Source organism: Brucella pituitosa, from assembly GCF_003049685.1.
Classification (GTDB): domain Bacteria; phylum Pseudomonadota; class Alphaproteobacteria; order Rhizobiales; family Rhizobiaceae; genus Brucella; species Brucella pituitosa.
Window position 1 is genome coordinate 18,591 of sequence record NZ_PYSY02000008.1, and the last position, 26,295, is coordinate 44,885.

The following is a 26,295-nucleotide window of genomic DNA, read 5'->3' on the forward strand; positions in this document are numbered from 1 at the left end:
GAGACGGAAAATGGCACAGAGAATTTTTTCTGGAGTCCCTTCGGAGGCAATCGCCGGATATGCCAAAGCGGTTATTGATGGAAGCACAATTTATGTTTCGGGGACCACTGGCCGCGATAAAACAACAGGCATATTTCCCACTGATGCAGCGCAACAGGCACGCAATGCGCTCGCCGAGATCGACGACGTTCTGAAGAAGGCGGGGGCAAGCCTTGCCCACGCCGTCGCCAGCCGCGTTTACGTCACCGATCTTGAGGCCGCCGATGCTGTAACGCCAGTGCTTGGGGAAGTGTTCAAAGACATTCGGCCGACCAGTACGTTCCTAATCTGCCAGATCCCTGCACGCGGTGCGAAAGTGGAGATCGAGATTATAGCTTCAGTGTCCGTCGTCGAATGATTTGAGACTATTTGTGTTTTTGAAGATTGGAGTTTCCGGCTCGGTTTGGGGTTTGATTTAAGCGGCTTTGGCCTGGTGGTTCAAGCGGCGTTTTCTGATGGTGTCTCGTTTGATCCTTTCGCGTTCGAGCAGGATGGTCTGTGCGCGTCCGAAGTAGACGTCGGCGGGAGTGAGATTGTCGAGGCTCTCATGGTAACGGCGATGATTGTAATGCTCGACGAAGGCTGCAATCTGGGCTTCGAGGTCCTCCTTGAAGAAGTAGTTTTCAAGCAGGATGCGGTTCTTCAGCGTCTGGTGCCAGCGTTCGATTTTCCCTTGCGTCTGCGGGTGGGAGCGCCGTGAACCTGGTCGATCTTGTATTTCTCCAGCCATTCGCCGAGATCGGAGGCGACGTAACACGAACCGTTGTCCGACAGCAGACGCGGCCGGTGCTCAACCTTGACCTTGTCACAGCCTGAGGCGGCCAATGCAAGATCGAGTGTATCGGTGACGTCATCCACCTTCATGCTGGTGCACAGCTTCCAGGCGATGATGTAACGGGAATAATCGTCGAGGATGGTCGATAGGTAAAACCATCCCCAGCCGATGACCTTCAGGTAGGTGAAGTCGGTTTGCCACATCTCGTTCGGCCTCGTGGTCTTGTCCTTGAACTCGTCATTGGCCTTGATGACAATATAGGCTGGCGACGTGATCAGGTCGTGAGCCTTGAGTAAGCGATAGACCGAAGCCTCTGATACAAAATAACTTTCCGTATCAGTGAACTTCACCGCCAGTTCACGCGGTGACAGGTCGGCATGATCGAGCGCCAGTGCGATGATGCGATCCCGGATATCGTCAGGGATACGATTCCACACCCGCGAAGCTGCGGACGTCCGCTCTTCCAGTCCTTCGACACCGTGGGCAAGGAACCGACTATACCATCGATAGAAGGTCGGCCTTGGAATGCCCAGCTTGTCGAGAGTTTGCCTGGCTGACAAATGCGACTGCTCCACAAGCCGGATGATCTCAAGCTTTTCGGTGGCGGGATATCTCATTCGTCGTCGCCCCATCCCCGATCATGCTTTTTGAGCAGGCGGTTTTCCAGGGTGACGTCGGCTAATGCCTCCTTCAGGTCACGGCTTTCACGACGCAGCGCTTTTACTTCGTCGCTGGTGGCAGAACGGGCGGTGTCGCCTGCAAGGCGCTTCTTGCCAGCTTCAAGGAATTCCTTCGACCAGCTATAATACAGGCTCTCTGCAATCCCTTCGCGGCGGCAGATCGCAGCAATGCTGTCTTCCCCGCGCAGACCTTCCAGAACAATACGGATTTTATCCTCGGCCGAATAATGTTTACGCGTGGCACGACGGATATCTTTGATCGTCTTCTCCGCAGAAGACGTTTGGGGAACGGGTTTCTGTCTCATCTTTGCGTCCTTTGATAAAGCTATGATGAGCCGAAAACCCTCTCTTCTCAATTAATACAATTTGGTCTCATGGGCGTTGATGTCGGACAGCCTACCGATTGTGAAATTCAGTTTCCGTTTCAAGCCACTTAATGAGACCATGAAGCCCCACGCTCTATCTCAATCTTAAAAGATCTATCTTTTCCGGGTAGGAGACTTGGCTTGGACGTCAACTCTGGGAACTTCAGGTCGTGATCGAACCTTATTTATGTTTAGAGTTGGTTCAACTTTCGCGGCGAGCGGATAATCCTCACCTCTGCGTGACCTCTTTCTTTTGCCACGTCTCCAGAACATGATGACGATTAAGAAAGCACCAAATAACAGAACCTTAAAGCTTGAGGAATCCGCATTTCCGTCAGTCGTGCCAACACCGGCTTCGGTCCCTGCGGAATTTCTATCGTCTGTTTGAGGTAAGATAGCCGAAGCGCTGGAATTTTGTGAAACGACTGAACCTGGGTTAACAATCGGAAAGAGTTTTTCCAGCGTTGCTTTGTCAATCCCTGGGTTAACAATCGGAAAGAGTTTTTCCAGCGTTGCTTTGTCAATCGTACCCTTTTCTTCGAGCCCATTCTCGCGTTGATACTTCTTCAGCGCCAAGATTGATTTGCGCCCCCAAACACCATCCGCAGAACCCGGATCGAACCCTCTGGAGATGAGTTCACTTTGCACTTCTTTCGGCGTGCGGAACTGAGTAGCGACAGCGTGTGTGGGTGTCTGACATTAGCGCCTTTGAGACAAAACTGGTTTAATTAAGAAGAGAGGATTTTCGGCTCATCATAGCTTTATCAAAGGACGCAAAGATGAGACAGAAACCGGTTCCCCAAACGTCTTTTGCGGAAAAGACGATCAAAGATATCCGTCGTGCCACGCGTAAACATTATTCAGCCGAGAATAAAATCCGTATTGTTTTGGAAGGTCTGCGCCGGGAAGACAGCATTGCTGCGATCTGCCGCCGTGAGGCGCGACTTTCACCGGATGTGGTCGGCACCTCGTCGAGCCTCGAAGAAGTGCGCAGGATGATCATCACCGGGCTTGGCATCGGTCCACTTCCATTGCATGTCGCGCGACGCGAGATCGATGACGGCCTTCTCTGGCGTCTGCCGCCTTACGACAACCCTCCTGCCATCGATGTTTTCCTGATCCACAATCCTGAAGCCAACCTCAACAAGGCGGAAAAGGCCATGCTGACCGGACTGAAATCTATCATTGCATCAACGCCCCTTGAGGAGCGCATCTACCAGGATTGAGCCCCCCAAAGCCCCCTATCTTCATGGCTGCGCAAGCAGCGTTTCATGATAGGCCCAGAACTCGTGGATAAACCGTTGAGCCAGGCTGTTGTCAGGGCGGTTGCTCCGACGAATGATAAGAAACCCTGCATCAACAAAGCTGTTAAATGGCCGTGTCACCACACCGCGCCCGCGAAAATCGGTTGCCGACGACGGATCGATGATCGTTATACCGACACCTTCGGCCACAAGCGTCAGCGCTGTGTGCGACAGGCGTGTCTCAATGGTGGCCGACCGTGGAATGCGCGCAAGCGCAACTTCCACACGCATGGCAAACAGCGACCCCGGCTCCAGCGTGATCATACGTTCATCGGCGAGATCATCCGGTGAAACCTCCGGATAGTCTGCGAGACGATGCCCCAGCGGGACAGCGACAACTGCCGGTATGGCCCGGGTTTCAATATTGAAACCGGGTCTGTCAAGCGGACCATCGGCAAAGCCTAAATCGACCTGACCCGATGCGACGGCTTCGACCACCATTGCAGAGGGAATGCCATTGAGAGAGGCATGGATATTGGGCCTTTCCTTAAGAAAGCGGGCAAGAAAGCGCGGCATGATCCCGTTTGCAAGCGCGGGCATGGCCGCGATCCGCAACATGCCCGCATTCTGACGGCTAATCTCGTCGGCGAAACTCCTGATGCGATTGAGCCCGACATAGGCCCGCTCGACCTCCTGCAACAGCGTCATGGCCGCCTGCGTAGGGATCAACTGGTTTCCGCGACGGTTGAAGAGCTTGAGTTTCGTGTCGATCTCAAAGTCGCGGATCAGGCGGCTCACAGCGGGCTGAGTGATCGACATCAGTTCCGCTGCAGCCGTCATTTTTCCAGTCAGCATGACGGTTCGGAACGCTTCGACCTGACGCAGGTTCATGTTTCACCATAATATTTGGTTATGCTCTGGGCTTCATTTCGAATTTGACTGTATTGAGCCCCGCTGTCAAACCACTCCCATAAACGTATCGGCGCGACGAAAGCACCGGACATAAAAAGGGAACTAAGCAGTTGGGTGCGGTCAGCGCATATCTCGATTTGTTGGGTTTTGCCGAAGACGGCTGGGGCTATGATATGCTCCGGGCCACCGGCATGACACTCGCGGTAGCCTTTTGCGGTTTCGCGGCAGGCGCAATATTCGGCATGATTGCCGCTGCCGCTTCATTCTCATCGCAGCGCATTCTCAGAATTGCGGCTGACGGCTATTCGACGGTGCTTCGCGGCATCCCCGATCTTCTGGTCATTTATCTGTTCTATTTCGGCAGCAGCGCCGTGTTGAGCCAGATTGGCGCGTTGTTCGGCGGACAAGGTTTCGTCAGTGCGCCAATCTTCATCACCGGTGCACTGGCCATCGGTGTGGTATCGGGCGCTTATCAGGCGGAAGTTTATCGCGGCGCGGTGCTGGCACTCCCCAAAGGCGAAATCGAGGCTGCCAAAGCCTATGGCATGCCGCCGCGTCTGCTGTTTCGCCGCATCATGGTTCCGCAGGCGGCGCGCTTCGCCATTCCGGGCATCGGCAATGTGTGGCAGCTCGTATTGAAAGAATCCGCGCTGATCTCGGTCGTTGGACTGGTTGAACTGATGCGTCAGGCGCAAATCGGCGCTGGATCAACCCGCAAGCCATTCACCTTCTTCCTGACCGCCGGGCTGCTTTATCTCGTCATCACATTCGCATCGGGCTTGCTGTTCAAGAACGCCGAAAGACGCGCGATGCGCGGCATCCGGAGGGCGGTATGAGCTTTCTCGACCTTCCATTCATGTTCGACAGTTTCGTTCAGCTTTGTCGCGGTATCCCGCTGACGCTTCAACTGATGGCACTATCAGTTATCAGCGGTGCCGTGCTGGCCACCATACTGGCCACGATGCGTCTGTCGGGCAATCTGGTACTGGACCTCATTGCGCGAGGTTATATCTTCGTGCTGCGCGGCACCCGCTGCTGGTCCAGCTCTACATCATCTATTACGGTCTCAGCCAGTTTCCCGAACTGCGCCGGAGCTTTCTGGCCGTTTCTACGCGAACCCTATTGGTGCGCGGTGCTGGCTCTGGCACTCAATACAGCTGCCTATAGCGCCGAAATCATACGTGGCGGCGTTCTGTCGGTCGCGACCGGACAGATCGAAGCGGCGCGCGCTTATGGCATGAGCGGCTTTACACTCGGCCGTCGCATTCTGGCCCCGCAGGCTCTGCGGCAGATGCTGCCCGCCTATTCGAACGAAGTCATCTTGATGGTGAAGTCCACGGCGCTGGCATCAACCATCACAATGATGGAAGTGACAGGGCTGGCAGCCAAGCTGATTTCTGCCACCTATCGGCCGGTCGAAGTCTTCATCTGCGCAGGCGCGATCTATCTCCTCTTGAATTTCGTGGTCACCAGAATCTTCAAACTGCTGGAATACCGCCTTTCGGCGGCCCAGCGTCAGCCTGTCATCGTGCATGCCGCTGGAGGAAACTCATAATGCAACGTTTCGAAACGCCTGCAGTCGAGATCAAGAACCTCGAAAAATGCTACGGCGCGCACAAGGTTCTGCATTCAGTTTCCTTGCAGGCACATCAGGGTGAAGTCATCTCCATTCTGGGAGCATCAGGATCCGGCAAATCCACACTGCTGCGTTGCATTAATATGCTGGAAGTGCCGGATGCGGGCAGCGTGGCTATTCATGGAGAGGCGTATAAGCTCGACCAACAGCCGGGACGTGCGCCTCGTCCTGCTGATGCACAACAGGTTCAGCGGCTGCGCGGTCAGGCGACCATGGTGTTCCAGTCGTTTAATCTGTGGTCGCACCTGACCATCCTTGAAAATCTGATCGAGGCGCCTGTGTATGTGCAGAAGCGAAACCGGTCGGAGTGCATTACCGAAGCCGAAGCACTGCTGGAGCGGGTCGGCATAGCCGATAAGCGCAATTTCTATCCCGCGCATCTTTCCGGCGGCCAGCAGCAACGCGCCGCAATTGCCCGCGCGTTAGCGATGCGTCCGAAGATCATGCTGTTCGATGAACCAACCTCCGCGCTCGATCCCGAGCTGGTGGCCGAGGTGCTGAAGGTCATGCGCGATCTGGCGGCAGAGGGGCGCACCATGCTGGTCGTGACCCACGAGATGGGCTTCGCCCGGGATGTTTCCAGCCGTGTCGTGTTTCTGCGTCAGGGCGTGATTGAAGAAGAAGGCACGCCCGACGAGGTTTTTGGCAACCCCAAAAGCGAACGGTTCCGGCAATTCATTTCCAAACAAAACGCATGAACCGATCAATCGGCTTTCTAACAGAGGTGAACATATGAAACTGAAAATCGTCCTTTCTGTCCTCGGCGTTCTCGCCGTTGCCCCGACCGCGCATGCCGAAGATGTCGTGCGCATCGCTACCGAAGGTGCTTATGCGCCGTGGAATTTTTCCGGCCCGAACGGTGTGCTGGAAGGCTTCGAGATCGATCTCGCCAAAGACCTTTGCGAGCGCCTGAAAGCGAAATGCGAAATCACCGCGCAGAACTGGGACGGCATCATTCCGTCGCTGACCGCCGGCAAGTATGACGCCATCATGGCGGGCATGAGCATCACGCCGAAGCGTGAGGAGGTGATCGCGTTTTCGTCGCCTTATGCGGCAGCCATCAATTCCTTTGCAGTCATGGATGACAGCGACCTCGCCGATCTGCCGGAAGGCGGCAAGCCGCTGAATGTCGATTCCGATGCGGCCAAGCCGGTGCTCGAAGAAATTGCCAAGAAAATCAACGGCAAGACCGTCGGCGTTCAGGGTTCCACAACCGCTTCCGCCTTCATGGAACAGTATTTCAAGGATGGTGCGGATGTACGCGAGTATAAAACCGCGGAGGAACACAATTTCGACCTGACCAGCGGTCGTGTGGATGCGGTTGTCGCCAATGCTACAGTTCTGGCTGCGGCTCTCGAAAAGGACGACATGAAGGGCGCGAAGCTGGCCGGGCCGCTGTTTTCCGGCAAGGTCTTCGGCATGATCGGCGTCGGCCTGCGGAAGGAAGATACCGCCCTGAAGGGTCGCTTCGATACAGCCATTCAGGCAGCGATTGCCGACGGCACGGTGAAAAAGCTTTCCGAGAAGTGGTTCAAGGTGGACGTCAGCCCACAAAATTGAACCGACGCAAATGGGCCTGACTGCCGTCAGGCCCACCCCTGACGACACTGTGACAACAGAATGAATTTACGAATGCGCAGATTGCCGGATCAGAACATAGTCATTATCGGAGCGGGACTGGTGGGCTCTGCCATCGCCTGGGGTCTCGCCCGATCCGGTCTGCGTCCAATGCTTCTTGATGGAGAAGACCTGTCCCTGCGCGCATCCCGTGCCAATTTCGCACTCATCTGGGTACAGGGCAAAGGCGTAGGCGCACCACACTATGCCCGTTGGACAATGCAATCTGCGCGCCTGTGGCCCGCTTTCGCAGACGAGTTGCGGGATGTGACCGGTCTTGATGTCGCACTCAGACAGACCGGCGCTTTCACCTTTTGCCTCGACGAGCGTGAGCTTGCAATGTTTGCGGAAGACGTCGCGACAGTGGCGCGGGAACTTGGCAATGACGCTTCGGAACATGTCGTGCTCGACCATCAGGAAACGGCCAGAATGGTGCCCTCCATCGGGCGGGATGTGATCGGCTCGATCTATTCGCCGATGGACGGCGATGTAAATTCGTTGCGCCTGTTTCGCGCTTTGCATACGGGCATGATCAAACTCGGCGCTTCCTATGAACCGCATTGTGAAGTCTCGTCCATCACCCCGCAAAACGGCGGTTTTCTGTTAAGCGGTGCATGGGGCGAGGTCTTTGCCGAACGCGTCATTCTGGCTGCGGGCAACGGCAATGCAGAGCTTGCCAGGAGTGTCGGTCTTGAAGCGCCGGTCGTGCGCAGCAAAGGCCAAATTCTTGTAACGGAGAAATGCGCGCCCTTCTTCCCCTATACAGCGGCCACGCTGCGGCAGGCGGATGAAGGAGGCGTGATGATCGGCGATAGTCAGGAAACCCACACGGACCGTATCGCCACCAATCAGGATATCAGCGCGGTTCTGGCCAACAGGGCAGTGCGGACATTCCCGCATCTGGCCGATGTCAATGTCATTCGCAGTTGGGCCGGGTTTCGGGTCAAGACACCGGACGGCCTGCCGATTTACGAACAATCCGAAAGCCACCCGGGCGCTTATGCCGTCATGTGCCATTCCGGCGTCACGCTTGCGGCCAACCACGCCTTGATCGTGGCGAAGGAAATAGCAGCCGATGCCAAACAACTTGCTGGTGATGCGTTCTCCGGCCGGAGGTTTCATGTCTCCTAAAATGTTTCTTAAAACTGAGACACCAGAGGAAACCGTGACGATTACATTCGATGCGCGCACCTTGACGGTACCTGCCAATGTAACTGTCGCCGCAGCGCTGCTTGGAGAGGGTATCAACCGGCTTAGAAACAGCGTTGTTGGTGATCAGCCGCGAGCCCCCTATTGTCTGATGGGCATCTGTTTTGAATGTCTGGTCACCATTGATGGTGTGCAGAACCGCCAGGCGTGTATGACGCCTGTGGCCAATGGAATGGTCATTTCTTCCCAGTCCGGCGCGCGTCGGGTGGAACCATGACAACGATGCTCAAAAGAGTTTCCGATATTCATGCGCTCGACGCGTTTTACGACCTTGCCATTATCGGCGCGGGGCCAGCAGGCATGTCGGCCGCCGCAGAGGCATGCGCCGCTGGCGCTAACGTGGTTCTGTTCGACGAAAACCCAGCCGCAGGCGGCCAGATTTACCGTGGCATTGAACACAATACGACTGCTCGCAGGCCGTTTCTCGGCACCGACTACTGGCGGGGCAAAGAAGTCCTAAAAGCACTCATCGCCAGCAAGGCCACCTATGTGCCGCAGGCCCTCGTCTGGAGTGTGGAACCACAGGATGGCGACAACAACGGCGTTGATCTGCGCGTATCGGTAAGCGGCAAGAGCGGGATTGTTTCAGCGCGCCGCGTGATCTTCGCGACCGGCGCCATGGAGCGTCCGATGCCTGTCAGGGGCTGGACATTGCCGGGTGTTATGACCGTCGGCGCAGCACAGATTGCGTTGAAGGCTTCCGGCCTCTTGCCCAAAGGAAGTGTGGTTTTGGCAGGAACAGGCCCGCTGCTCTACATGTTCGCCGCGCAGCTGTTGCAGGCGGGTGGCAAAGTTGCAGCATTGCTCGATACGACGCCCGGTGCAAATTACGTGAAAGCTGCACCGAACCTGCCTTCATTCCTTTTCTCGCCCTATGCTTTTAAGGGGCTTTCCCTGCTTGTGAAGGTGCGTAAGTCGGTGCCGGTCTATTCCGGTGTGACAGACATCGCCATTGAAGGAAAAAACGAAGCAGAAGCGATCTGCTTTTCGGCCAAAGGCAAGACTCACAGGCTTGCTGTCGATAGCGTCTTCCTGCATCAGGGTGTGATCCCCAACAACAATCTCGCCAATGCATCCGGCTGCGCTCTGGTTTGGAACGACGGTCAGAAATGTTTTCAACCGCAACTTGACGGCAACGGGCGTTCGTCCATGCCGGCCATCTACATTGCTGGTGACGGCAGCGGCATTGGTGGTGCATTGGTTGCCGAGCAGAGCGGGCGTATCGCTGCGCTCGCGGCCTGTCAGGATATCTTTCCGGCACTGGCAACATCGTTGGCGTCAAAAATCGTAAAGCTGCAGGCGCAGGCGCGACGCTTCGAGCGCGGGCGATCCTTTATCGACGCGCTTTATCTGCCTGCACAGGCATTTCGCGCACCGGCGGACAGAGACACGATTGTCTGCCGTTGTGAGGAAGTGACCGCTGGCGCAATCCGCGACGCGGCGGCCTGTAATATTGCCGGCCCCAACCAGCTGAAAACCATGTTTCGCTGCGGCATGGGCCCCTGTCAGGGCCGCATGTGCAGTTCCACCGTCACGGAAATTCTGGCCGAGGTGCAAAAACGTGCGCCTCAAACAGTCGGTTTCTATCGTCTGCGCGCGCCGGTGAAACCGGTGCCGCTCAGCGAAATCGCAGCACTACCCCAAACCCCCGATGCTGTCTTCGCCGTTACCGGCGAGCAACCGGATAACTCCCCAACCATCTGAAAGGATTAAACTATGGCTGAGCGTTTCATTCAGACGCCGATCATGCATCGCGTCGTCGAACACAACGGCATTGTCTATGTCGGTGGAACCACCTGTGATGACGAAAGTCTGGATATGGCTGGTCAGACCCGCGAAATCCTCGCCAAGCTCGACAGCTATCTGGCACAGGCAGGCACGGACAAGACCAAGCTTCTGGCAGCCACCATCTTCGTAACAGACCTCAACAAGAAGCCTGAAATGGATAAGGTCTGGAAGGAATGGATTGACCCTTCGCTGCTGCCAACCCGTGCAACCGTTGGCGTTGCTGATCTGGGTGGCGATACGCTGATTGAAATCGTGGTTTCCGCTTACAAATAATCGACTTAAAAAAACCTCGTTGAGTTTTTGAAAAACGAAGCCGTCAACTGGATGACAGTCGGCGGTTTTTCTGCATCCAAGAGCTATAGCCTTTGGCGGCTATTGTTATAGACGGGCATTAGTACGTTAACTGTCATAGTTTATATTCTTATTATTCATTGTATATTTAAATAATTATTTATCTATTCGTTCCTTTGAAATCCTATAATCCGGATTAATATCTTTAAGTAAAATCTTATCTTAAGTATTACTAAAATATATCTACATATTTATTTAACAAACTACACCTAAGATTCTGTGTGACTTTTCCGATATTCGCAGATCTCGCATTCTCAGCGACGCGACGACTAAGTTTTCGAAGGGTATTTGAACATCCAAACCCTTTTTAGCCGAAAAGGACATGGCAATCACCTTGACAACCCGCGATGCTAAGAGCCTGTTCCAAAATGTGTTGAGCGATTTCAGCAGGTTATGATTCAATCGGATTTCTGACATACGATGGAGATCACGATGGCCTGGACTGAAACCGCTCGCCGACAGTATGAACGTCGCAATTCGCGTTATGCAAGTGATTTAACCGAAGAGGAATGGTTGATTATTGAGCCGCTGATGCCACCGTCCAGACACCTTGGACGCCCTCGTACGACGAACCTGCGTGAAGTAGTCAATGCGCTTCTTTATATAGCGTCTTCGGGTGGTGCGTGGCGGCTTTTGCCAAGGGATTTCCCACCGTGTTGATTGTCGCTGAGAAGTGACCCGGTGGGGGTGCGGACGAAAACTTGGACTATCAGGGAGGTAGTTCATGTATTCCTACGAAGACCGGATGCGAGCCGTTACGCTTTATATCAAGCTGGGCAAGCGTGCGAAGGCCACTATTCGCCAGTTGGGCTATCCAAGCAAGAATGCTTTGAAGGGCTGGTGCCGGGAATATGAGCACCATCTTGAACTGCGTTTAGGATTTGCACCTCGAGCCCCAAAGTTTACACAGGTGCAGAAGGAAGCGGCTGTTGAGCACTACCGCACGCATGGTCGTTGTGTTTCTGCAACGATGCGCGCCTTAGGCTATCCTGGCCGTGCAACGTTGACAGCATGGGTTCGGGAGGCGTTCCCTGAAGCTCAAAAATCTACAGTTGGTAGGGCTGCTCCTCCACGGTATCCAGAGACGTTGAAGAAGACTGGCGTCGTCGGACTTTATAATCGGCAAGAAAGTGCGCAGTCCCTGGCTGAAAAGCTCGGCGTATGCAGACCGACACTGTATAACTGGAAAAACCAGTTACTTGGTCCGGAGGCTCCTGCAATCATGAAACGTAAGAACAACTCGCCGCCAGTGCCAGAGCGAGAAGAATTAGAACGTCAGCTCGCAACACTGCAGCACGATATTCAGAAACTGCAGCTTGAGCACGACCTTTTGAAGAAAGCGAATGAAATTCTAAAAAAAGAACTGGGCGTCGATCTGCAACTCCTGAGTAATCGGGAGAAAACGCTGTTGGTTGACGCCCTAAAAGATCTTTATCAACTCTCCGATCTGCTTGCTCAGTTGCGACTGGCGCGCAGTTCATATTTTTATCATCGAGCCCGTATGAGGGTGACCGACAAGTACCTCACTATACGTCAGAACATCACCGAAATCTTCGAAGCCAACCGTCGATGCTATGGCTACCGCAGGCTACAGGCGTCATTGGCCAAACAATGCGTTACAATCTCAGAGAAGGTTGTGCAGCGCTTGATGAAGCAGGAGAACTTGATCGTTGCCACGCCAAAGCGGCGTCGATACCGCTCTTATCTTGGAGAAATCAGTCCGGCACCCGAGAACCTTATTAATCGCGACTTCCAGGCCTCAGCCCCAAACGAGAAATGGCTGACCGATATCACGGAGTTCCATATCCCGGCTGGCAAAGTGTATCTCTCACCCATCATCGACTGTTTCGATGGTTTGGTTATCAGCTGGTCTATCGGAACGAGACCAGATGCGGAATTGGTCAATATGATGCTTGATGCCGCCATAGAAACTGTGACGGACGCAGATAAGCGGCCAATAGTGCATTCTGATCGGGGTGCACACTATCGCTGGCCGGGTTGGCTATCGAGGATTAGTGATGCGAAGCTGGTGCGCTCAATGTCCCGCAAGGCGTGCTCCCCAGATAACGCCGCATGCGAAGGTTTCTTTGGCAGGCTAAAAACAGAGTTCTTTTATCCCAGCGATTGGAGGAACACCACACTCGAGCATTTTATCAATGAAGTTGATGGCTACATTCGGTGGTACAACGAGAAACGGATCAAGATATCGCTTGGCGCACGAAGCCCAATCGAATATCGAAACTGTCTTGGCATTGTGACGTAAAATCAGTCCAAGTTTTTATCCGCACCCCCACCGGGTCACTTCTCAGCGGCAATCAACATCGAGGGCACCTGAACCCGCCGCCAGACCATGGGGCTCACGTCTTTCAGAAAGATCCGGAATTGCAGGATCGTGGGAGACTCATCCGGCGTCGATGGACTTTTCGTCACCGCCGCCGACTGACGTCTCTTGGTTGTTGATTTCAAAAGCATGGGCCTCCGCGAAAATCATCGCCACCCCCATAGCCCATTCAAGCCAGATCAGGCACTGCCACACAATTCCTCATGCTCTCCTGGTTAGTTGAAAAATATCCAGATGTTTATCCGACTAATTATAGAAATGTTATCGAAGAAGCGTTTGGTACATTCAACGTACAATATTCGCCATTACGTCGTCTCGCGAAAACCCACGTATTGGGCAGATTGCGAAGAATGACTTCGATTTCTGGCCTTTCCATGAGGTTAAACGCTGTGGCCCAGGCATCGGCTCGGGCTGCATCGTCGCTTACCACTGTTAAATACTGATATAGTGAGGCTGAATAGCCTGTTTTTGGATTGAGCAGATGGTTGAACTTTCCACTATTTTCAAACTGGAAGCCAGAAAAGCTCGATGTCGCAAGCCCCTGGTCTGCAATACTAATCGAGGCTTCAGCCTTGGATCCTACCTCCAGTTGAGATATAGTAATCTGCCATGGCTTCCCGTCAGGTTGATGACCGATCACGCGATATTCACCCATATCGATCAACGCATGTTTAACACCACCGGCTTTGAGCAAAGCTGTAATCCTATCGGTGATATAACCCTGCGCAATTCCGTTTAATGTCAAAGCCATGGTTGGTTTTGTAAAGGCAATCCGGTTGTTGTCGAACCGGACATGGTCAAAACCAACTTTTGTCAACGCTTCATCCCAATCATCATGTGTTGGCCCGGCAGGATCGGGTTTTGGTTGCGAAAAATGTTTTCTCAAGCAATCCCAAAGCGGTTGGACTGTTGGATCAAAAAGACCTCCACTTTGTTGCCAACACTCACGGCAAATTTTGAGAAGTTCGATAAGTTCTGGCGAAGGCGATGCCAGCGCACCAGCGCGATTGAGACGTGAAAGCTCGCTGTCTGGCCGATAGAGACTGAAAATATCCTCAAGGCGCCCAGCCTCGTAAGCGCTGGCGCGAACCAACCGCTTTGCCGTATTGCGGTCTGGATGATAGGCCATGATTTTTGCGGGTGCACCCAATGCCTGCCCCTGCCATGTCACAGGATCTATCAACGTCGAAGCTACGGCCAAACGCGGAAGAGCACTAAGCGCTGTGAAGGCAACCCCGCCAATGAGCAAATGACGACGCGTAATAGTCATAGACACCTCCCTTCAGTGCGCATGAGTTGTATCAGCGTCTTTATTGAGAGCCGTCTGATCGCCCAGCACATAGGCTTGAGGCATTTCAGCGAAGCGGACGATCCGACCACCTTGTTGTGCGACGAATTTATCCGCAGCCTCCTGTGTCGAAAATGGAACCGCTTCGTGTGCGCCCATGCCGCCCACGGCTTTACTTTCAATGACATAGAAAGCTTCACGCGCATTTACCCAGTTTTCCGCGCCGGGTTCTTCCCAGTTTGGAGCTTTGGCCATGTCGGAAACATAAATCGCGCCGATGCTTTTGGGTTCTTCCGGCAGCATGGTGAAGGCAATTGTGTCACGCGCGGACGAAAACCACACTGGCTCGTTGGCTGGTGAAAGAATGATCTGACCTTTTGGCCCAGGATGCTCAAGAACATTCATGCCACAATAGCGGCCCATCGCGGAATCTGTCAGCGCGAAAGGGGGAATAGTTTCCGTTGTTTTCTGTTCTGAACAACCAGCAAGAAACATGAAACAAGCAGCGGGAATGAGAAACAAAGACTTTTTCATAGTTCTTTCCTGGAGAAAATCAGCATGGAAAACGCGAGCGGCAGCACAGTCCAGAGACCCAGTGTCACAGTCATAATGACCGGTCCAAGCGTTGCATTTCCTGCCATGCCGCCCATGCCTGTCAGCGCACCGGCTTGTCCTGTTCCAAAGTTTAGCAGACGATAAGAGTCAGCCGGATTGATCAGAAGCAGCGTGTTTAGAATACCGGTCCCGATCATTTGCCCCTGATCGAACACCAGAAGTGCAAGCAAAGCGGCGTCATAAATGAGTACAAAGAAAAGCCAGACACCAATGGCAATACCGGCTGCGGTGCTGCGCTCTCGTACGAGTGCGCTAGCAAGAAAGCCAATGGCGATGAAAACGGCACCCAGCAGTATCGATGATGCTATCAGTGTTGCGAAGGCAAGCCAGCTTTCAGCACTCGCTGCCTGTCCACTGGCCAGTAACGCCAGAGCGGCAATGCCATAACCAAAGAATGTCGCGAAAGCGAGAATAGCAAGCTGCCCAAAGAACTTGCCCAGAACTACCTGCGCACGGCTCAAGGGATAGCTTAGTAAAAGGAGCATCGTTCCACGCTCCATCTCACCCACGATCGCATCATGTGAAATCAGCAATGCAATAAGCGGGATGAGAAAAATCGTCAGGCTGGACAGGCTGACAATCACAATGTCCATTTGGCTCGCGCCAACAGAACTGCCGGTGGGGGCGCTGCCAAGAAACGTCATGCTCAGTGCAAGAGCTGCAAGCAAAAGCGTGGTCGCCAATACCCAGCGATTGCGTAAGCCTTCCTGAATTTCCTTGAATGCGATGATGGCGATATTACTCATTCTGCCGCCTCCTTTGTTAATGCATCACCCACATTCAGAAAATGCGCATAAAGCTCATCAAGTGTGGGCGGCACCACATCAAGTTCAGTCAGATTGTCATTGTTTGCGATGATATGCCGGATAAGCTCCATCTTGCCATCACCGGGTGCTTCAGTTTCAAAAGCGCCGGTATCAAGCTGCTGCCATTGCAGATCGATTTGTCGGGATGTTTCCGGTAGTTTCAGTGCGTCTTCAGACTGCACCCGAATACGAAGAGGAAGTTGAGAGATCCGACGCAATGCTTCGATTGATCCATCGGCGATGATCTTTCCTTTATTGGCAATGATCACACGCCCAACCTTGCTTTCGAGTTCCGTCAGCGCATGTGATGACATCAGGATTGTGGTGCCTTCCTGTCGCAAATGTTCGAGAATATCGTAAAAACTCTGGCGTAATGCGGGGTCAAGTCCCGTGGTTGGTTCATCAAGCAGCAGCACGGATGGCTGGCCTAAAAGCGCCTGAGCCAGTCCCAACCGTTGACGCATTCCTTTGGAATAAGTGCCAACCCGCCGATGGGATGCATCGGCTAAACCCACGCGATCAAGCAATCCGGCAATCTGGCTTTTGGATACGTTTTTAAGCCGGGCATAAAATTTGAGGGTCTCTGCGCCCGTCAGCGCCATATTGAAAGAAACATGTTCAGGGAGATAACCAAGCTTGAGCCTGGCAGCAAAAGCTCCTGCTGCCGGGTCTTCACCCAAAACGCGAATACTGCCTTTTGTTGGACGAATAAGACCAAGCATCAGTTTGATCATTGTCGTTTTGCCAGCGCCATTATGACCAACCAGCGCGATATTTTCTCCGGCATTAAGCTGAAAGCTGGCATCGCTTATGGCATTGAAAGCCCCATAAGATTTGGTAACCTGATCGAGAACAACGGTCTCAGTCATTGTGATTTCCTTCCGCAGAGCCATTGGCTTCGATAAAGGGAGATTTCATAAGAGGATGACTGTCCACGACACCGCCCGGCAGAAGTGCTGGAAACTGGGTCTGTGCCCAGCGAATAGTTTGCACAGCAGGGCTGTTGATCAGAATTTTGGCTTGCGGCGAGGTCCACAATACCCGGTCGATCAAATCATTCGGACGGTAAGGATTATCGGCTATGCCATCACTGTTAAGATCAAAACCGGGATTGTCACTCCAGTAATTGCCACGCCCTTCATGTGACCAGTCGAGGTTACGTGTGCCGACATATTTGAGCTGATTGCGGTTGTTGATGAAAGCATTGCCAGTCATGGTATTACCTTCAGAACCAGCGGTGAAGTGAATGCCTATGCTGCAATTTTTAAAACTGTTGTCGGTGAATTTGTTCTTGTTCGCATTATAAATAAAGACGCATTTTTCTGGCCCAAGGCGCATGGTTTCGCCTGCCGTCGCTGCTTGCTGCTCTTCGGTAGGAAGACCGTGTTCGCCTTTTTGCACACCCGCATCGAGCCAGCGATCAATGGGTTGCATGCGTCCAATCACCTGATTGCCGGAAACTACTGAACTATTGGCATAATTGAGCAGCAATCCGTGATCGCGATCACCGTCTGAGATGTTATTCATCACCTTGAGACGATTGGTGTACATGATCGCAAAGCCAACCGAATTATTTCGCGAAATATTGCCAATCACTTCACTGCGGTCGGTATACATGTAGTGAACAGCAAACCGCACGTTTTCCATGAGATTATTCTGAAAGACGTTATTTTTGCTGGCATTTGTATAAATACCATCACGGCCATAGCGAATAGTATTGCCGATGACCTTGGCTCCCGGCGCATTCCAGATCGAAATCCCGCTGCCGGTTTGTGTCATGCGCACATTGCGCCGACCGATAACCTCATTGTTTCGCGCGATGGAATCGACGGCGCCGTGCAAATATATTCCATATAGATTTTCAATTAGCCGGTTGTCTTCAACCAACGCACCCGTTGCGGTTCGGGCGACAAAAATGCCTGCATTGAGTTCAGGCATGTTTTCGCCTGAGCCGCGTATTTCAAGCCCGCGCACAATTGCATCAGGAGCTTCAACGAGAATGACATTGCCTGTTCCCAGCCCGTCTACAACAGCACCCGGTTCACCGGTAAGCTCTATTGCGCGGTCAATGACCAGCGAACCCTTGTGTGTGCCAGTGGCAAGCCGGACGACATCGCCCGGCTCGGCCTTCTCAATGGCCGCCTGTACATTTTCGCCTTCAGCAACATCGATTTGCTTCGCCAGTGCAGCGTTGCAAAAGAGCGTTGTCAGAACGATGGTAAAACTGAATGAGAGATACAGACGGGGGATTATCATTGCATTCAGCTCTTTTTCGGTTCCACGAGCATACGACCCTTCATTTCCATATGCATGGCATGGCAGAACCAGGAACAGTAATACCACCACACACCCGCCTTATTGGCAGTGAAGGTAACGGATGCGGTCGCTTGCGGACCAACCTCCATATTGACGCCGTAATTGATGATCGCAAAGCCATGCGTCAGGTCTTCGATTTCATCAATATTTGTCACATAGACGGTCACTTCATCGCCTTGCTTGACCGTGAAATCAGTCAGACCAAAGGCTGGGGCGGCCGACGTCATGTAAACGCGAACCTTGTTTCCATCGCGAATGACTTCGGAATCCACCATCAGGTCGATGCCATCCGCTTCAGCCTGTTTCACCGCATCGGCAAACATCGGATCTTCGCGGCTCCAGAAGTTGACCGGGTTGATCTTGGAACGGTGAACGATTGTCGCGTCATGCGGTTCAGCAAAGCTTGGACCATCATGAACAATCTCCATCTTATCACCTGAAATATCGATCAGCTGATCGTTTTCAGGCTTGAGCGGGCCGACGTTGAGATAGCGATCCTTTGAGAACTTATTGAGCGAAATCAGCCATTGGCCATCAGCATCCTTCGTTTGTCCCATCGATGTATGATTATGTCCGGGCTGGTATTGCACATCCAGTTTCTGACGGATTGGATCGACCTTTTCACCAGCAAAGGCACGCTTTGCATCTTCGATGTTCCACTTGCAAATCTGACTGTCGATGAAGAGCGTTGTGTAAGCATTACCCTTGCCATCATAAGCCGTATGCAACGGTCCAAGTCCGAGTTCCGGTTCTGCAACAACGGCATCGCGTGGCTGGATCTTGTCAGCAAAAAGGTCATCGAACTTTCTGACGTCAAAAACGGTCACAGTTGGCGACAGCTTGCCATTGGCAACAATATGAATGCCATCAGGAGCGGTATTGATGCCATGAGGGCTATTCGGAACAGGAATATAACGTGTGAAAGTCGAACCGTGACGACCATCGACGACTGGCACGCCATTCATTTCCTTGAATTCGCCTTTTGCGACAGCTTCTTCAATGCGCTTCAAGTCAAAGACAACAAGCCAATCCTGCTCGCTGCTCATCATCTCGGCAAGCGTTACGCCCTCTTCTGAGTTATAGCAGGTCGCGAAAGCATATTTGCCCTGATAATCGCAATCGACATTGTCAAGATTGCCGTCAACCATCACCTGCCACGCAACCTTCATCGTATCACCATCAACGGCGGTGAAAATCGCATGATATTGTTTGGTATCTGTGAGATTGGTCCCGTTGTTTGGAATGGGCACACGGTCTTCACCGTTACAGAACACATAACCTGTGCGCGGGTATTTTTGCACACGCAAGCCATGAACCGTATGCTGGTTTGGCAACTGGATAATCTTATCGCATTTCATCACATCCAGACGAATGCGACAGACGCGCGTGTTGGCTTTGTCATTGGCATAGAGATAGCGGCCATCATATGTGCCATCGGTGAATGACAGATGGGGGTGATGCAAATCACCATTCTGGAACACGCCGCCGCGGTCTTTCATGAATTCGCGGTCTTCCGGCAACATACCGTCACGGATGATCTTCAAGCTTTCATTGGTCTGTCCCCAGCCCGTCGCACTGTCGCGATTAAAGACCGGGATACGCATCAGTTCGCGCATCGAAGGCAATCCGACAATGCGTACTTCGCCCGTCTGGCCGCTGGAGAAGAAGACGTAATATTCGTCAAGCTCACCGGGCTTGACCTCAACGCGGGCTGCGTGTCCGCTGCCAGCTGCAAGTGCTGGTGTGCTTGTTCCGGCAAGAAGAGCACCACCGATGCCACTCGCGCCTGCGGCTGCTACGAATGCTGATGTACCCAGCAATTGCCGCCTGTTGAAACGGGATTTTGAGATTTCTTCAGTCATATTTCTCTCCTTAAGAAATTACGTTGGCGAACCGGAGCCCATTTGGGCATCCAACGGTTGACCTTTGATGGAAATCACGGGCTTGGCAGGACCGCCGCCGCGTTCAGAAGCTGCAGACAGCGGTGCATTGCGTGCTGCAAATTTTTCCCGTTTCACGCGCACCTGAATCATATGTGGGCAGCGTTGATCGTCGTGATAAAGCTCCTGACAATGCATGCAGTAGATGCACTCATTCACATTGATTTTGCCTTCGGGATGAATGGCTTCGACCGGGCATTCCTTGGCACAGCGCTGGCAGGGTGAGCCGCATTCGGGCCAGCGTTTGAGCCATTCAAACATGCGGATGCGTCCGGGGATCGCAAGGGCAGCTCCAAGTGGACACATGTAGCGGCAGTAGAAACGCTCAATGAAAAGACCAGCTGAAAGCAGCGTTAGTGCATAGATCACAAATGGCCATTCGCGCGAGAATTTGAGAATAATAGAGGTTTTGAACGGCTCTACTTCAGCAAAGACTTCTGCAAGTGCCACCGAGTAAAGTGACAGTCCGAACAGCCCCAGAAATATGATGTACTTCACGGGCCACAGGCGCTCATGCAATCCCCATGGCAGTTTAACCTGAGGCACTTTCAGCCATTGCGCAAGGTTATTGCTCAGCTCCTGCAAGGCACCGAACGGGCAGAGCCAGCCACAAAACGGCCCGCGACCCCAGAATAGAAGTCCAGCAGCAACCGAAGCCCACAGAATAAAGATCAGTGGTGAGGTGAGGAAAAATTCCCAGTTAAAGCCGGTAATCAGCGAATTGGTAAAGGTCAGAACATTGACCACCGACAATTGCGCATTATTGTACAATCCGAGCCAGAGCAGAATAAAAAGCAGATAGCTGCGTCTGACCCAGACAAAAATGTGAGGAAGCGCGACAAGACTATTTTGGAAAAAGAAGATTGCGACGAGTATGAAGATTGCGAGCCCCGCAATCACCACATTGACCCGGTTCATCTCCCACATTTTTACCCAAAGCGGGCTATTGTTGCCAAAAATATCAGATGCCGTTGCCTCTCCCACCGGCTGCGGTTGGCGCGGTGCCTCAGAAGCGGATGCGGGAGCCGGCTTTGCGAGCAGATAGCGTTCTGGCAGGCTATAGCCCAAATCATAGCTGAGATTAGCCTTGTCACGCGCACCAAATCCGCGCTGAACGAGAAGCTGCAAATCCCATGGCTTTGTCACATCGAAGGCGAAACCCGCTGGCACACGAAAGAGCGCAATTTCGCGCAATTGCGGCGCGCCATCGGCTTCAATGTCACCAAGGCGCGTATGATTTTTGTCGCGGAAGCGAACGCCTTGTCCGTCCTGCAAAAGTTCTATGCGATCGAAAATTCCGCCGCGTACGTAGCCTGACCCCTTGAATGAATAGGCGCCGTCACCGGCAACCAGAATGGCCTGTTCACCGGGTTTAAGCTGTTTTTCCAGCCGTTCATAACCGTCTTTTCCGAGCAGGCTAATCCCGATGCCGGGCACGGAAACAGGAGCGGCATAAAGTTCGATAAAGTTATCGTCAGGGTTGGAAGACTCTGCGTTGTTTGCAGCCTGTTCTTGATTAGCGTCGCGAAAGGCTTGGCTGACCTCGCCGACATTAAGTTTAAGGCTGCGAACCGATCCATCACCGATGAGCGTTTGCCAATCCTGCGGTGCGCGCAGTTCCATGTTAACTTCTCGCGGCGCATCAACGCTCTCGGCAAACACGGGCGTATTTCCCAATCGCCCGCTGCGAATAAGACCTACTGCCGAGCGCACAATACTGTCACCCATCACAAGAACCGTGACGGTTGCACCACTGACGATCTCGACCTGTGGCGGTTTCGCCTTGCCTGCTGAAACCGCAGCCAGATCGCTGTTCACAAGGGAATTAAGTGCCGCGACAACTTTGGCTTCAGGAATACCAATCAGGACGATAGGCTCTTTGTGGTCCACCAGTTTGATACCGCGAATGACACCTTTGGTATCTATTCCAACGAGGATGCGGATCGGCTTACCGGAATAACCGATCGAACTGGTGAAATCGGAATTGAGATAAACGTAGCCGAGCAGCTCGCCACCCTTCGTCACAGGGGCAATCGGTGGTTCACCAGCAGGTTTGCCAACACTGTTTGCTCCGGGAAACACCTGCGTGACTTCCAACGCCGGAAGATACTTTTGCAAGTCGGCGGAATATGAAGGAGATGCAAGAATACTTAGCGTAATCAGCGCAATTAAGACTGAACAAAGGTGATTAGAAAACACCTTGTGGGCCAAATGGCAAAAGCAACGGGGTTGCCGGATCACATAATCGAAAGCTGTAGCGTCCGTAGTCAACATATTCGTTTCAACCTAGCTGGCTGCCCTTATGGGTAAGGCACCCGTTTACGTCGATGAATAGCGATCCGTGCGTCTTCTTCTTTGTTTCAGAACAACTAGAAAAAATCTTGGTTAGATTGCAACGTTATATTGAACGAAAAACGGCTTAAATTTGGACGCGTTTACGCTGAAAATGCTTCGAAATTCTTGTTGATGGATCATGTTTTCTAGTCTGCAAAAAAGCCTCTTATTTATGATCCTATGGATGAGTTTGATGCTAGCGGAGGTAAAAGCTCCACCTAATCAGAAATGGCGAATCCGCTCGCGAAATTATCTGGGTTCCAGCTTTGCGCTAAAGAAGTGACTGCGCCGACCAGATCAATTGCGCGCGCTGCAATCTGATCGGCAATTTCCTCCACACTCTGATGATGCAGATAAAAAGCCGGAACGGGGGGCATCACGATTGCGCCCATTTCTGTAACCGTACACATGTTGCGCAAGTGGACGAGATGTAGTGGTGCTTCGCGTGTCAACAAAACCAATCTGCGCCTTTCTTTCAAATGCACATCCGCAGCACGCGTCAGCAGACTGTCGCTGAAACCATGTGCAATGGATGCAAGTGTACGCATTGAGCACGGCGCTACAATCATGCCGGTAGTCGGCACTGAGCCACTGGCAATTGTCGCACCTACATCTTCAACGGAATAGGTTTTGTCTGCCAGCCGATGCAACATCGAATAGCCATTGGGGCCCAGTTCATAGCGCAAAGTGCGCTCAGCAGCTTCCGAGACAACAAGATGCGCTTCTACATCTTCTAGCTTTGCCAGCTTTTCTAGGATTTTGAGAGGAATGATAGAACCTGATGCGCCGGAAACACCGATAACAATCCGCTTCATTGGCGTGGCAGTCCGCTAAGACCAAGTTCATCCCAGATCGCGTCGACGCGCGCAATTGTGCTGTCGTTCATAGTCAGCACATCGCCCCATTCCCGATCCGTTTCCGGCCCGATCTTATTAGAGGCATCAAGTCCCAGCTTGCCGCCAAGGCCAGAGCGCGGCGATGCAAAATCGAGATAATCGACAGGTGTACTCTCAAGCATGACGAGATCACGGCTTGCGTCAAAGCGTGTCGATAAAGCCCACAGCACTGTCCGACATCAACGCCCATGAGACCAAATTGTATTAATTGAGAAGAGAGGGTTTTCGGCTCATCATAGCTTTATCAAAGGACGCAAAGATGAGACAGAAACCCGTTCCCCAAACGTCTTCTGCGGAGAAGACGATCAAAGATATCCGTCGTGCCACGCGTAAACATTATTCGGCCGAGGATAAAATCCGTATTGTTCTGGAAGGTCTGCGCGGGGAAGACAGCATTGCTGCGATCTGCCGCCGCGAAGGGATTGCAGAGAGCCTGTATTATAGCTGGTCGAAGGAATTCCTTGAAGCTGGCAAGAAGCGCCTTGCAGGCGACACCGCCCGTTCTGCCACCAGCGACGAAGTAAAAGCGCTGCGTCGTGAAAGCCGTGACCTGAAGGAGGCATTAGCCGACGTCACCCTGGAAAACCGCCTGCTCAAAAAAAGCATGATCGGGGATGGGGCGACGACGAATGAGATATCCCGCCACCGAAAAGCTTGAGATCATCCGGCTTGTGGAGCAGTCGCATTTGTCAGCCAGGCAAACTCTCGACAAGCTGGGCATTCCAAGGCCGACCTTCTATCGATGGTATAGTCGGTTCCTTGCCCACGGTGTCGAAGGACTGGAAGAGCGGACGTCCGCAGCTTCGCGGGTGTGGAATCGTATCCCTGACGATATCCGGGATCGCATCATCGCACTGGCGCTCGATCATGCCGACCTGTCACCGCGTGAACTGGCGGTGAAGTTCACTGATACGGAAAGTTATTTTGTATCAGAGGCTTCGGTCTATCGCTTACTCAAGGCTCACGACCTGATCACGTCGCCAGCCTATATTGTCATCAAGGCCAATGACGAGTTCAAGGACAAGACCACGAGGCCGAACGAGATGTGGCAAACCGACTTCACCTACCTGAAGGTCATCGGCTGGGGATGGTTTTACCTATCGACCATCCTCGACGATTATTCCCGTTACATCATCGCCTGGAAGCTGTGCACCAGCATGAAGGTGGATGACGTCACCGATACACTCGATCTTGCATTGGCCGCCTCAGGCTGTGACAAGGTCAAGGTTGAGCACCGGCCGCGTCTGCTGTCGGACAACGGTTCGTGTTACGTCGCCTCCGATCTCGGCGAATGGCTGGAGAAATACAAGATCGACCAGGTTCACGGCGCTCCCGGCCACCCGCAGACGCAAGGGAAAATCGAACGCTGGCACCAGACGCTGAAGAACCGCATCCTGCTTGAAAACTACTTCTTCAAGGAGGACCTCGAAGCCCAGATTGCAGCCTTCGTCGAGCATTACAATCATCGCCGTTACCATGAGAGCCTCGACAATCTCACTCCCGCCGACGTCTACTTCGGACGCGCACAGACCATCCTGCTCGAACGCGAAAGGATCAAACGAGACACCATCAGAAAACGCCGCTTGAACCACCAGGCCAAAGCCGCTTAAATCAAACCCCAAACCGAGCCGGAAACTCCAATCTTCAAAAACACAAATAGTCTCAAATCATTCGACGACGGACAAGAACCGAGGTTCTTTCCTTCGCAATACAAATTGCCTATTGAACTAAATTTAGATGTTGGCATGATTGCACCCCGATACGGGTTGTGTCTCCTCACCAAGCAAAGTGGGAGACACAGCTATAACTAATGCCGTTTGGTTTTGGTCAAGTCATTGGCAGGAGTAGGAAAGCGACCTGCAACAACATCTGTTGACGCAGTTTTCTCCTTGACCTTATCTTTCTTTGGCTTTCTTATTTCTCGGTTACTTCTTTTCTGACCACGGGGCATTTTGAAAACTTCCTGTTTTTGAGGAATTAACTAATTCTTTTACCGGACCAATCCAGTGATGGTTCAAATCACCGCTGGAGATACTTCCACATTCTTACGGGCATGTTGCCGAGAAACCTGCGGCATCCCTCACGATGGTGAGCGTCCAGATTGAAATTCCTGAATGAGTAGCCTTGCTGCGAATATGTGAGCGGCACGGTTTTCTGCCGTATCGTAAAGCCGATAGCCGGCGCGTCGCAGTATTTCACGCATCATTCGAAAGTCGGTAGGTCCAAAGTAGGGCTTGATAATTTTGGAAGACATTTCGTCCTCCTTGTATTGGGGCTGGAGTATGCACTCGCAACCGACAGCGCCCGTTTCAAAAGCTGTCGAGACATGCACCATGCGCTTTAAATTTGAGCAAAGCAACTGAGGCTGAATTGCGACGGCAGACCGGCACAATCATTGCATAAAAAGCTACTTCATGTCCTCCACGGTGATGCGATAGGAAGTTTGCCGAGCCTTTGAATAGACCTCGCGAGCAGCATCGTAGATCAGTTTCCGTGAGGCGTCGAAGGCAGCAAGAAGCGATGATTCCGTCGCTGCAATGGCGCCATTCTTCTCCAGGGCGGGCTTATCGAATAGAAATGGGACGGAGGTCATTCCATCGTAGCCGACAAATCGCACGCCCACCTCAAGATCATCGAAACTTCTGCTGGGGTTTGGAAATGAAAGGGCCATTACTTTTCGCTTTTTACTGCGCCGCCTTCGTCATCTCAACGATCGGCGGCCTTTGCCATTCTTCGATGTTTCTTGATAAACTGTGTCAGGGCGATCTGTAGCCGACCTTCGTCACGTGTTCCCTCCTGAAATCGACGTGTCAGATAACGTGCAGCATCAGTGCGCAAATCTTGTGTGTCGCCGGGTTTGCGAGCCTCCCTTAGAAGTCGCGAAATCATAGTGATGTTTCTGGAATTCAACGCGATGGAAGACATTTCGTCCTCCTTAGTTGCGGGTCAGGCATTTGAAGCCCAAATGACAGCACCCGTTTCAATTACTGTCATTATAATCATCATGCGCTTTATGTAAGGAGAAAGCAAATAAGGCTCCAATTCCATTGCTGTAAACTCAGACTGGCTGCTTCGCTAAAAATGCTTCCTTGGTCATATAATCTGCGGTTCTCAACAGCGGTCCGCGGCTATCCATATCAACA

23 protein-coding genes and 6 pseudogenes are annotated in these 26,295 nt (G+C 52.7%); 14 read left to right on the top strand and 15 right to left on the bottom strand.

The features are described from left to right. The first annotated feature begins 10 nt into the window (after nucleotides 1–10). Nucleotides 11–397 carry a Rid family hydrolase gene (locus C9380_RS25040; protein WP_128095024.1) on the top strand — a complete coding sequence of 129 codons (387 nt, stop codon included), beginning with the start codon at nucleotides 11–13 and terminating at the stop codon, nucleotides 395–397. A 57-nt stretch (nucleotides 398–454) separates the two neighbouring features. Here the strand turns inward: C9380_RS25040 and C9380_RS25045 are convergent. Both C9380_RS25045 and C9380_RS25050 read right to left on the bottom strand, forming a co-directional pair. Then, nucleotides 455–1,799, bottom strand: a pseudogene (locus C9380_RS25045) (IS3 family transposase). A 174-nt stretch (nucleotides 1,800–1,973) separates the two neighbouring features. After that, the gene (locus C9380_RS25050; protein WP_128095025.1) at nucleotides 1,974–2,507 is read right to left on the bottom strand and encodes a peptidoglycan-binding domain-containing protein; all 534 of its coding nucleotides are present in this window, start codon (nucleotides 2,505–2,507) and stop codon (nucleotides 1,974–1,976) included. Between the two features lie 131 nt (nucleotides 2,508–2,638). On the opposite strand from C9380_RS25050, the pseudogene C9380_RS28940 reads away from it, so the two are divergent. After that, nucleotides 2,639–2,801 (top strand): annotated as a pseudogene (locus C9380_RS28940) (IS3 family transposase); the annotation flags it as partial. Beyond that, a pseudogene (locus C9380_RS25055) lies at nucleotides 2,780–3,085 on the top strand (LysR substrate-binding domain-containing protein); the annotation flags it as partial. The pseudogenes C9380_RS28940 and C9380_RS25055, both read left to right, overlap by 22 nt. 21 nt (nucleotides 3,086–3,106) lie before the next feature. On the opposite strand, the gene C9380_RS25060 reads toward C9380_RS25055, so the two are convergent. Continuing rightward, the gene (locus tag C9380_RS25060) at nucleotides 3,107–3,994 is read right to left on the bottom strand and encodes a LysR substrate-binding domain-containing protein (RefSeq protein ID WP_128095027.1); all 888 of its coding nucleotides are present in this window, start codon (nucleotides 3,992–3,994) and stop codon (nucleotides 3,107–3,109) included. Nucleotides 3,995–4,125: 131 nt separating this feature from the next. On the opposite strand from C9380_RS25060, the gene C9380_RS25065 reads away from it, so the two are divergent. The 10 genes and pseudogenes from C9380_RS25065 to C9380_RS25110 all read left to right on the top strand — a co-directional run bounded on the left by C9380_RS25065 (nucleotide 4,126) and on the right by C9380_RS25110 (nucleotide 12,879). Then, the gene (locus C9380_RS25065; protein ID WP_281259484.1) at nucleotides 4,126–4,851 is read left to right on the top strand and encodes an ABC transporter permease; all 726 of its coding nucleotides are present in this window, start codon (nucleotides 4,126–4,128) and stop codon (nucleotides 4,849–4,851) included. Continuing rightward, on the top strand, nucleotides 4,848–5,570 hold the full coding sequence (locus C9380_RS25070; protein WP_128095028.1) for an ABC transporter permease: 723 nt from the start codon (nucleotides 4,848–4,850) through the stop codon (nucleotides 5,568–5,570). Before C9380_RS25065 ends, C9380_RS25070 begins: the two co-directional genes overlap by 4 nt. Beyond that, nucleotides 5,570–6,349, top strand: a complete 780-nt coding sequence (locus C9380_RS25075) for an ABC transporter ATP-binding protein (protein ID WP_100557333.1) — start codon at nucleotides 5,570–5,572, stop codon at nucleotides 6,347–6,349. Before C9380_RS25070 ends, C9380_RS25075 begins: the two co-directional genes overlap by 1 nt. Before the next feature lie 34 nt (nucleotides 6,350–6,383). Further along, nucleotides 6,384–7,211 carry a lysine/arginine/ornithine ABC transporter substrate-binding protein gene (locus tag C9380_RS25080; RefSeq protein WP_094542733.1) on the top strand — a complete coding sequence of 276 codons (828 nt, stop codon included), beginning with the start codon at nucleotides 6,384–6,386 and terminating at the stop codon, nucleotides 7,209–7,211. A gap of 72 nt (nucleotides 7,212–7,283) precedes the next feature. Beyond that, entirely contained in the window at nucleotides 7,284–8,399 is a 1,116-nt protein-coding gene (locus C9380_RS25085) for an NAD(P)/FAD-dependent oxidoreductase (protein ID WP_100557334.1), read from the top strand. Between the two features lies 1 nt (nucleotide 8,400). After that, nucleotides 8,401–8,694 (top strand): (2Fe-2S)-binding protein, encoded by a 294-nt coding sequence (locus tag C9380_RS25090; protein ID WP_100557335.1) that lies wholly within the window; start codon nucleotides 8,401–8,403, stop codon nucleotides 8,692–8,694. Then, on the top strand, nucleotides 8,691–10,181 hold the full coding sequence (locus tag C9380_RS25095; protein WP_100557336.1) for an FAD/NAD(P)-dependent oxidoreductase: 1,491 nt from the start codon (nucleotides 8,691–8,693) through the stop codon (nucleotides 10,179–10,181). Before C9380_RS25090 ends, C9380_RS25095 begins: the two co-directional genes overlap by 4 nt. Nucleotides 10,182–10,193: 12 nt before the next feature. Further along, nucleotides 10,194–10,538, top strand: coding sequence for a RidA family protein (locus C9380_RS25100; protein WP_061345658.1), 345 nt, complete (start codon nucleotides 10,194–10,196; stop codon nucleotides 10,536–10,538). Between the two features lie 510 nt (nucleotides 10,539–11,048). Next, nucleotides 11,049–11,270 (top strand): annotated as a pseudogene (locus C9380_RS25105) (transposase); the annotation flags it as partial. Nucleotides 11,271–11,340: 70 nt separating this feature from the next. Next, on the top strand, nucleotides 11,341–12,879 hold the full coding sequence (locus C9380_RS25110) for an IS3 family transposase (protein WP_128095029.1): 1,539 nt from the start codon (nucleotides 11,341–11,343) through the stop codon (nucleotides 12,877–12,879). 328 nt (nucleotides 12,880–13,207) lie between these two features. Here the strand turns inward: C9380_RS25110 and C9380_RS25120 are convergent, their stop codons facing one another. The 9 genes and pseudogenes from C9380_RS25120 to C9380_RS25160 all read right to left on the bottom strand — a co-directional run. After that, nucleotides 13,208–14,227, bottom strand: a complete 1,020-nt coding sequence (locus tag C9380_RS25120; RefSeq protein WP_128095030.1) for an FAD:protein FMN transferase — start codon at nucleotides 14,225–14,227, stop codon at nucleotides 13,208–13,210. Nucleotides 14,228–14,239: 12 nt separating this feature from the next. Further along, nucleotides 14,240–14,779 (bottom strand): nitrous oxide reductase accessory protein NosL, encoded by a 540-nt coding sequence (locus C9380_RS25125; RefSeq protein ID WP_128095031.1) that lies wholly within the window; start codon nucleotides 14,777–14,779, stop codon nucleotides 14,240–14,242. Continuing rightward, nucleotides 14,776–15,606 carry an ABC transporter permease subunit gene (locus C9380_RS25130; RefSeq protein ID WP_024899845.1) on the bottom strand — a complete coding sequence of 277 codons (831 nt, stop codon included), beginning with the start codon at nucleotides 15,604–15,606 and terminating at the stop codon, nucleotides 14,776–14,778. The genes C9380_RS25125 and C9380_RS25130 overlap by 4 nt, the downstream gene beginning before the upstream one ends. Further along, the gene (locus tag C9380_RS25135) at nucleotides 15,603–16,559 is read right to left on the bottom strand and encodes an ABC transporter ATP-binding protein (RefSeq protein ID WP_051514929.1); all 957 of its coding nucleotides are present in this window, start codon (nucleotides 16,557–16,559) and stop codon (nucleotides 15,603–15,605) included. The genes C9380_RS25130 and C9380_RS25135 overlap by 4 nt, the downstream gene beginning before the upstream one ends. Then, a complete protein-coding gene (locus tag C9380_RS25140; RefSeq protein WP_024899843.1) occupies nucleotides 16,528–17,922 on the bottom strand; it encodes a nitrous oxide reductase family maturation protein NosD in 1,395 nt (464 codons plus the stop codon). The genes C9380_RS25135 and C9380_RS25140 overlap by 32 nt, the downstream gene beginning before the upstream one ends. 5 nt (nucleotides 17,923–17,927) lie before the next feature. Beyond that, nucleotides 17,928–19,844: a TAT-dependent nitrous-oxide reductase gene (nosZ, locus tag C9380_RS25145; RefSeq protein ID WP_128095032.1), complete on the bottom strand. Its 1,917-nt coding sequence runs from the start codon at nucleotides 19,842–19,844 to the stop codon at nucleotides 17,928–17,930. A gap of 18 nt (nucleotides 19,845–19,862) precedes the next feature. Then, complete coding sequence (locus C9380_RS25150) at nucleotides 19,863–22,091, bottom strand: regulatory protein NosR (RefSeq protein WP_247877712.1); 2,229 nt, start codon at nucleotides 22,089–22,091, stop codon at nucleotides 19,863–19,865. A 383-nt stretch (nucleotides 22,092–22,474) separates the two neighbouring features. Next, nucleotides 22,475–23,071: a UbiX family flavin prenyltransferase gene (locus C9380_RS25155; RefSeq protein ID WP_128095034.1), complete on the bottom strand. Its 597-nt coding sequence runs from the start codon at nucleotides 23,069–23,071 to the stop codon at nucleotides 22,475–22,477. Then, nucleotides 23,068–23,322, bottom strand: a pseudogene (locus C9380_RS25160) (UbiD family decarboxylase); the annotation flags it as partial. The pseudogene C9380_RS25160 and the gene C9380_RS25155, both read right to left, overlap by 4 nt. Nucleotides 23,323–23,411: 89 nt before the next feature. On the opposite strand from C9380_RS25160, the pseudogene C9380_RS25165 reads away from it, so the two are divergent. Then, a pseudogene (locus tag C9380_RS25165) lies at nucleotides 23,412–24,762 on the top strand (IS3 family transposase). A gap of 470 nt (nucleotides 24,763–25,232) precedes the next feature. On the opposite strand, the gene C9380_RS27005 reads toward C9380_RS25165, so the two are convergent. The 3 genes from C9380_RS27005 to C9380_RS25175 all read right to left on the bottom strand — a co-directional run bounded on the left by C9380_RS27005 (nucleotide 25,233) and on the right by C9380_RS25175 (nucleotide 26,077). Beyond that, nucleotides 25,233–25,406 carry a hypothetical protein gene (locus C9380_RS27005; RefSeq protein ID WP_161624171.1) on the bottom strand — a complete coding sequence of 58 codons (174 nt, stop codon included), beginning with the start codon at nucleotides 25,404–25,406 and terminating at the stop codon, nucleotides 25,233–25,235. A 153-nt stretch (nucleotides 25,407–25,559) separates the two neighbouring features. Continuing rightward, entirely contained in the window at nucleotides 25,560–25,823 is a 264-nt protein-coding gene (locus C9380_RS25170; protein WP_128095036.1) for a DUF1488 family protein, read from the bottom strand. Between the two features lie 35 nt (nucleotides 25,824–25,858). Further along, nucleotides 25,859–26,077: a hypothetical protein gene (locus tag C9380_RS25175; protein ID WP_007881801.1), complete on the bottom strand. Its 219-nt coding sequence runs from the start codon at nucleotides 26,075–26,077 to the stop codon at nucleotides 25,859–25,861. Between the last annotated feature and the right edge of the window lie 218 nt (nucleotides 26,078–26,295).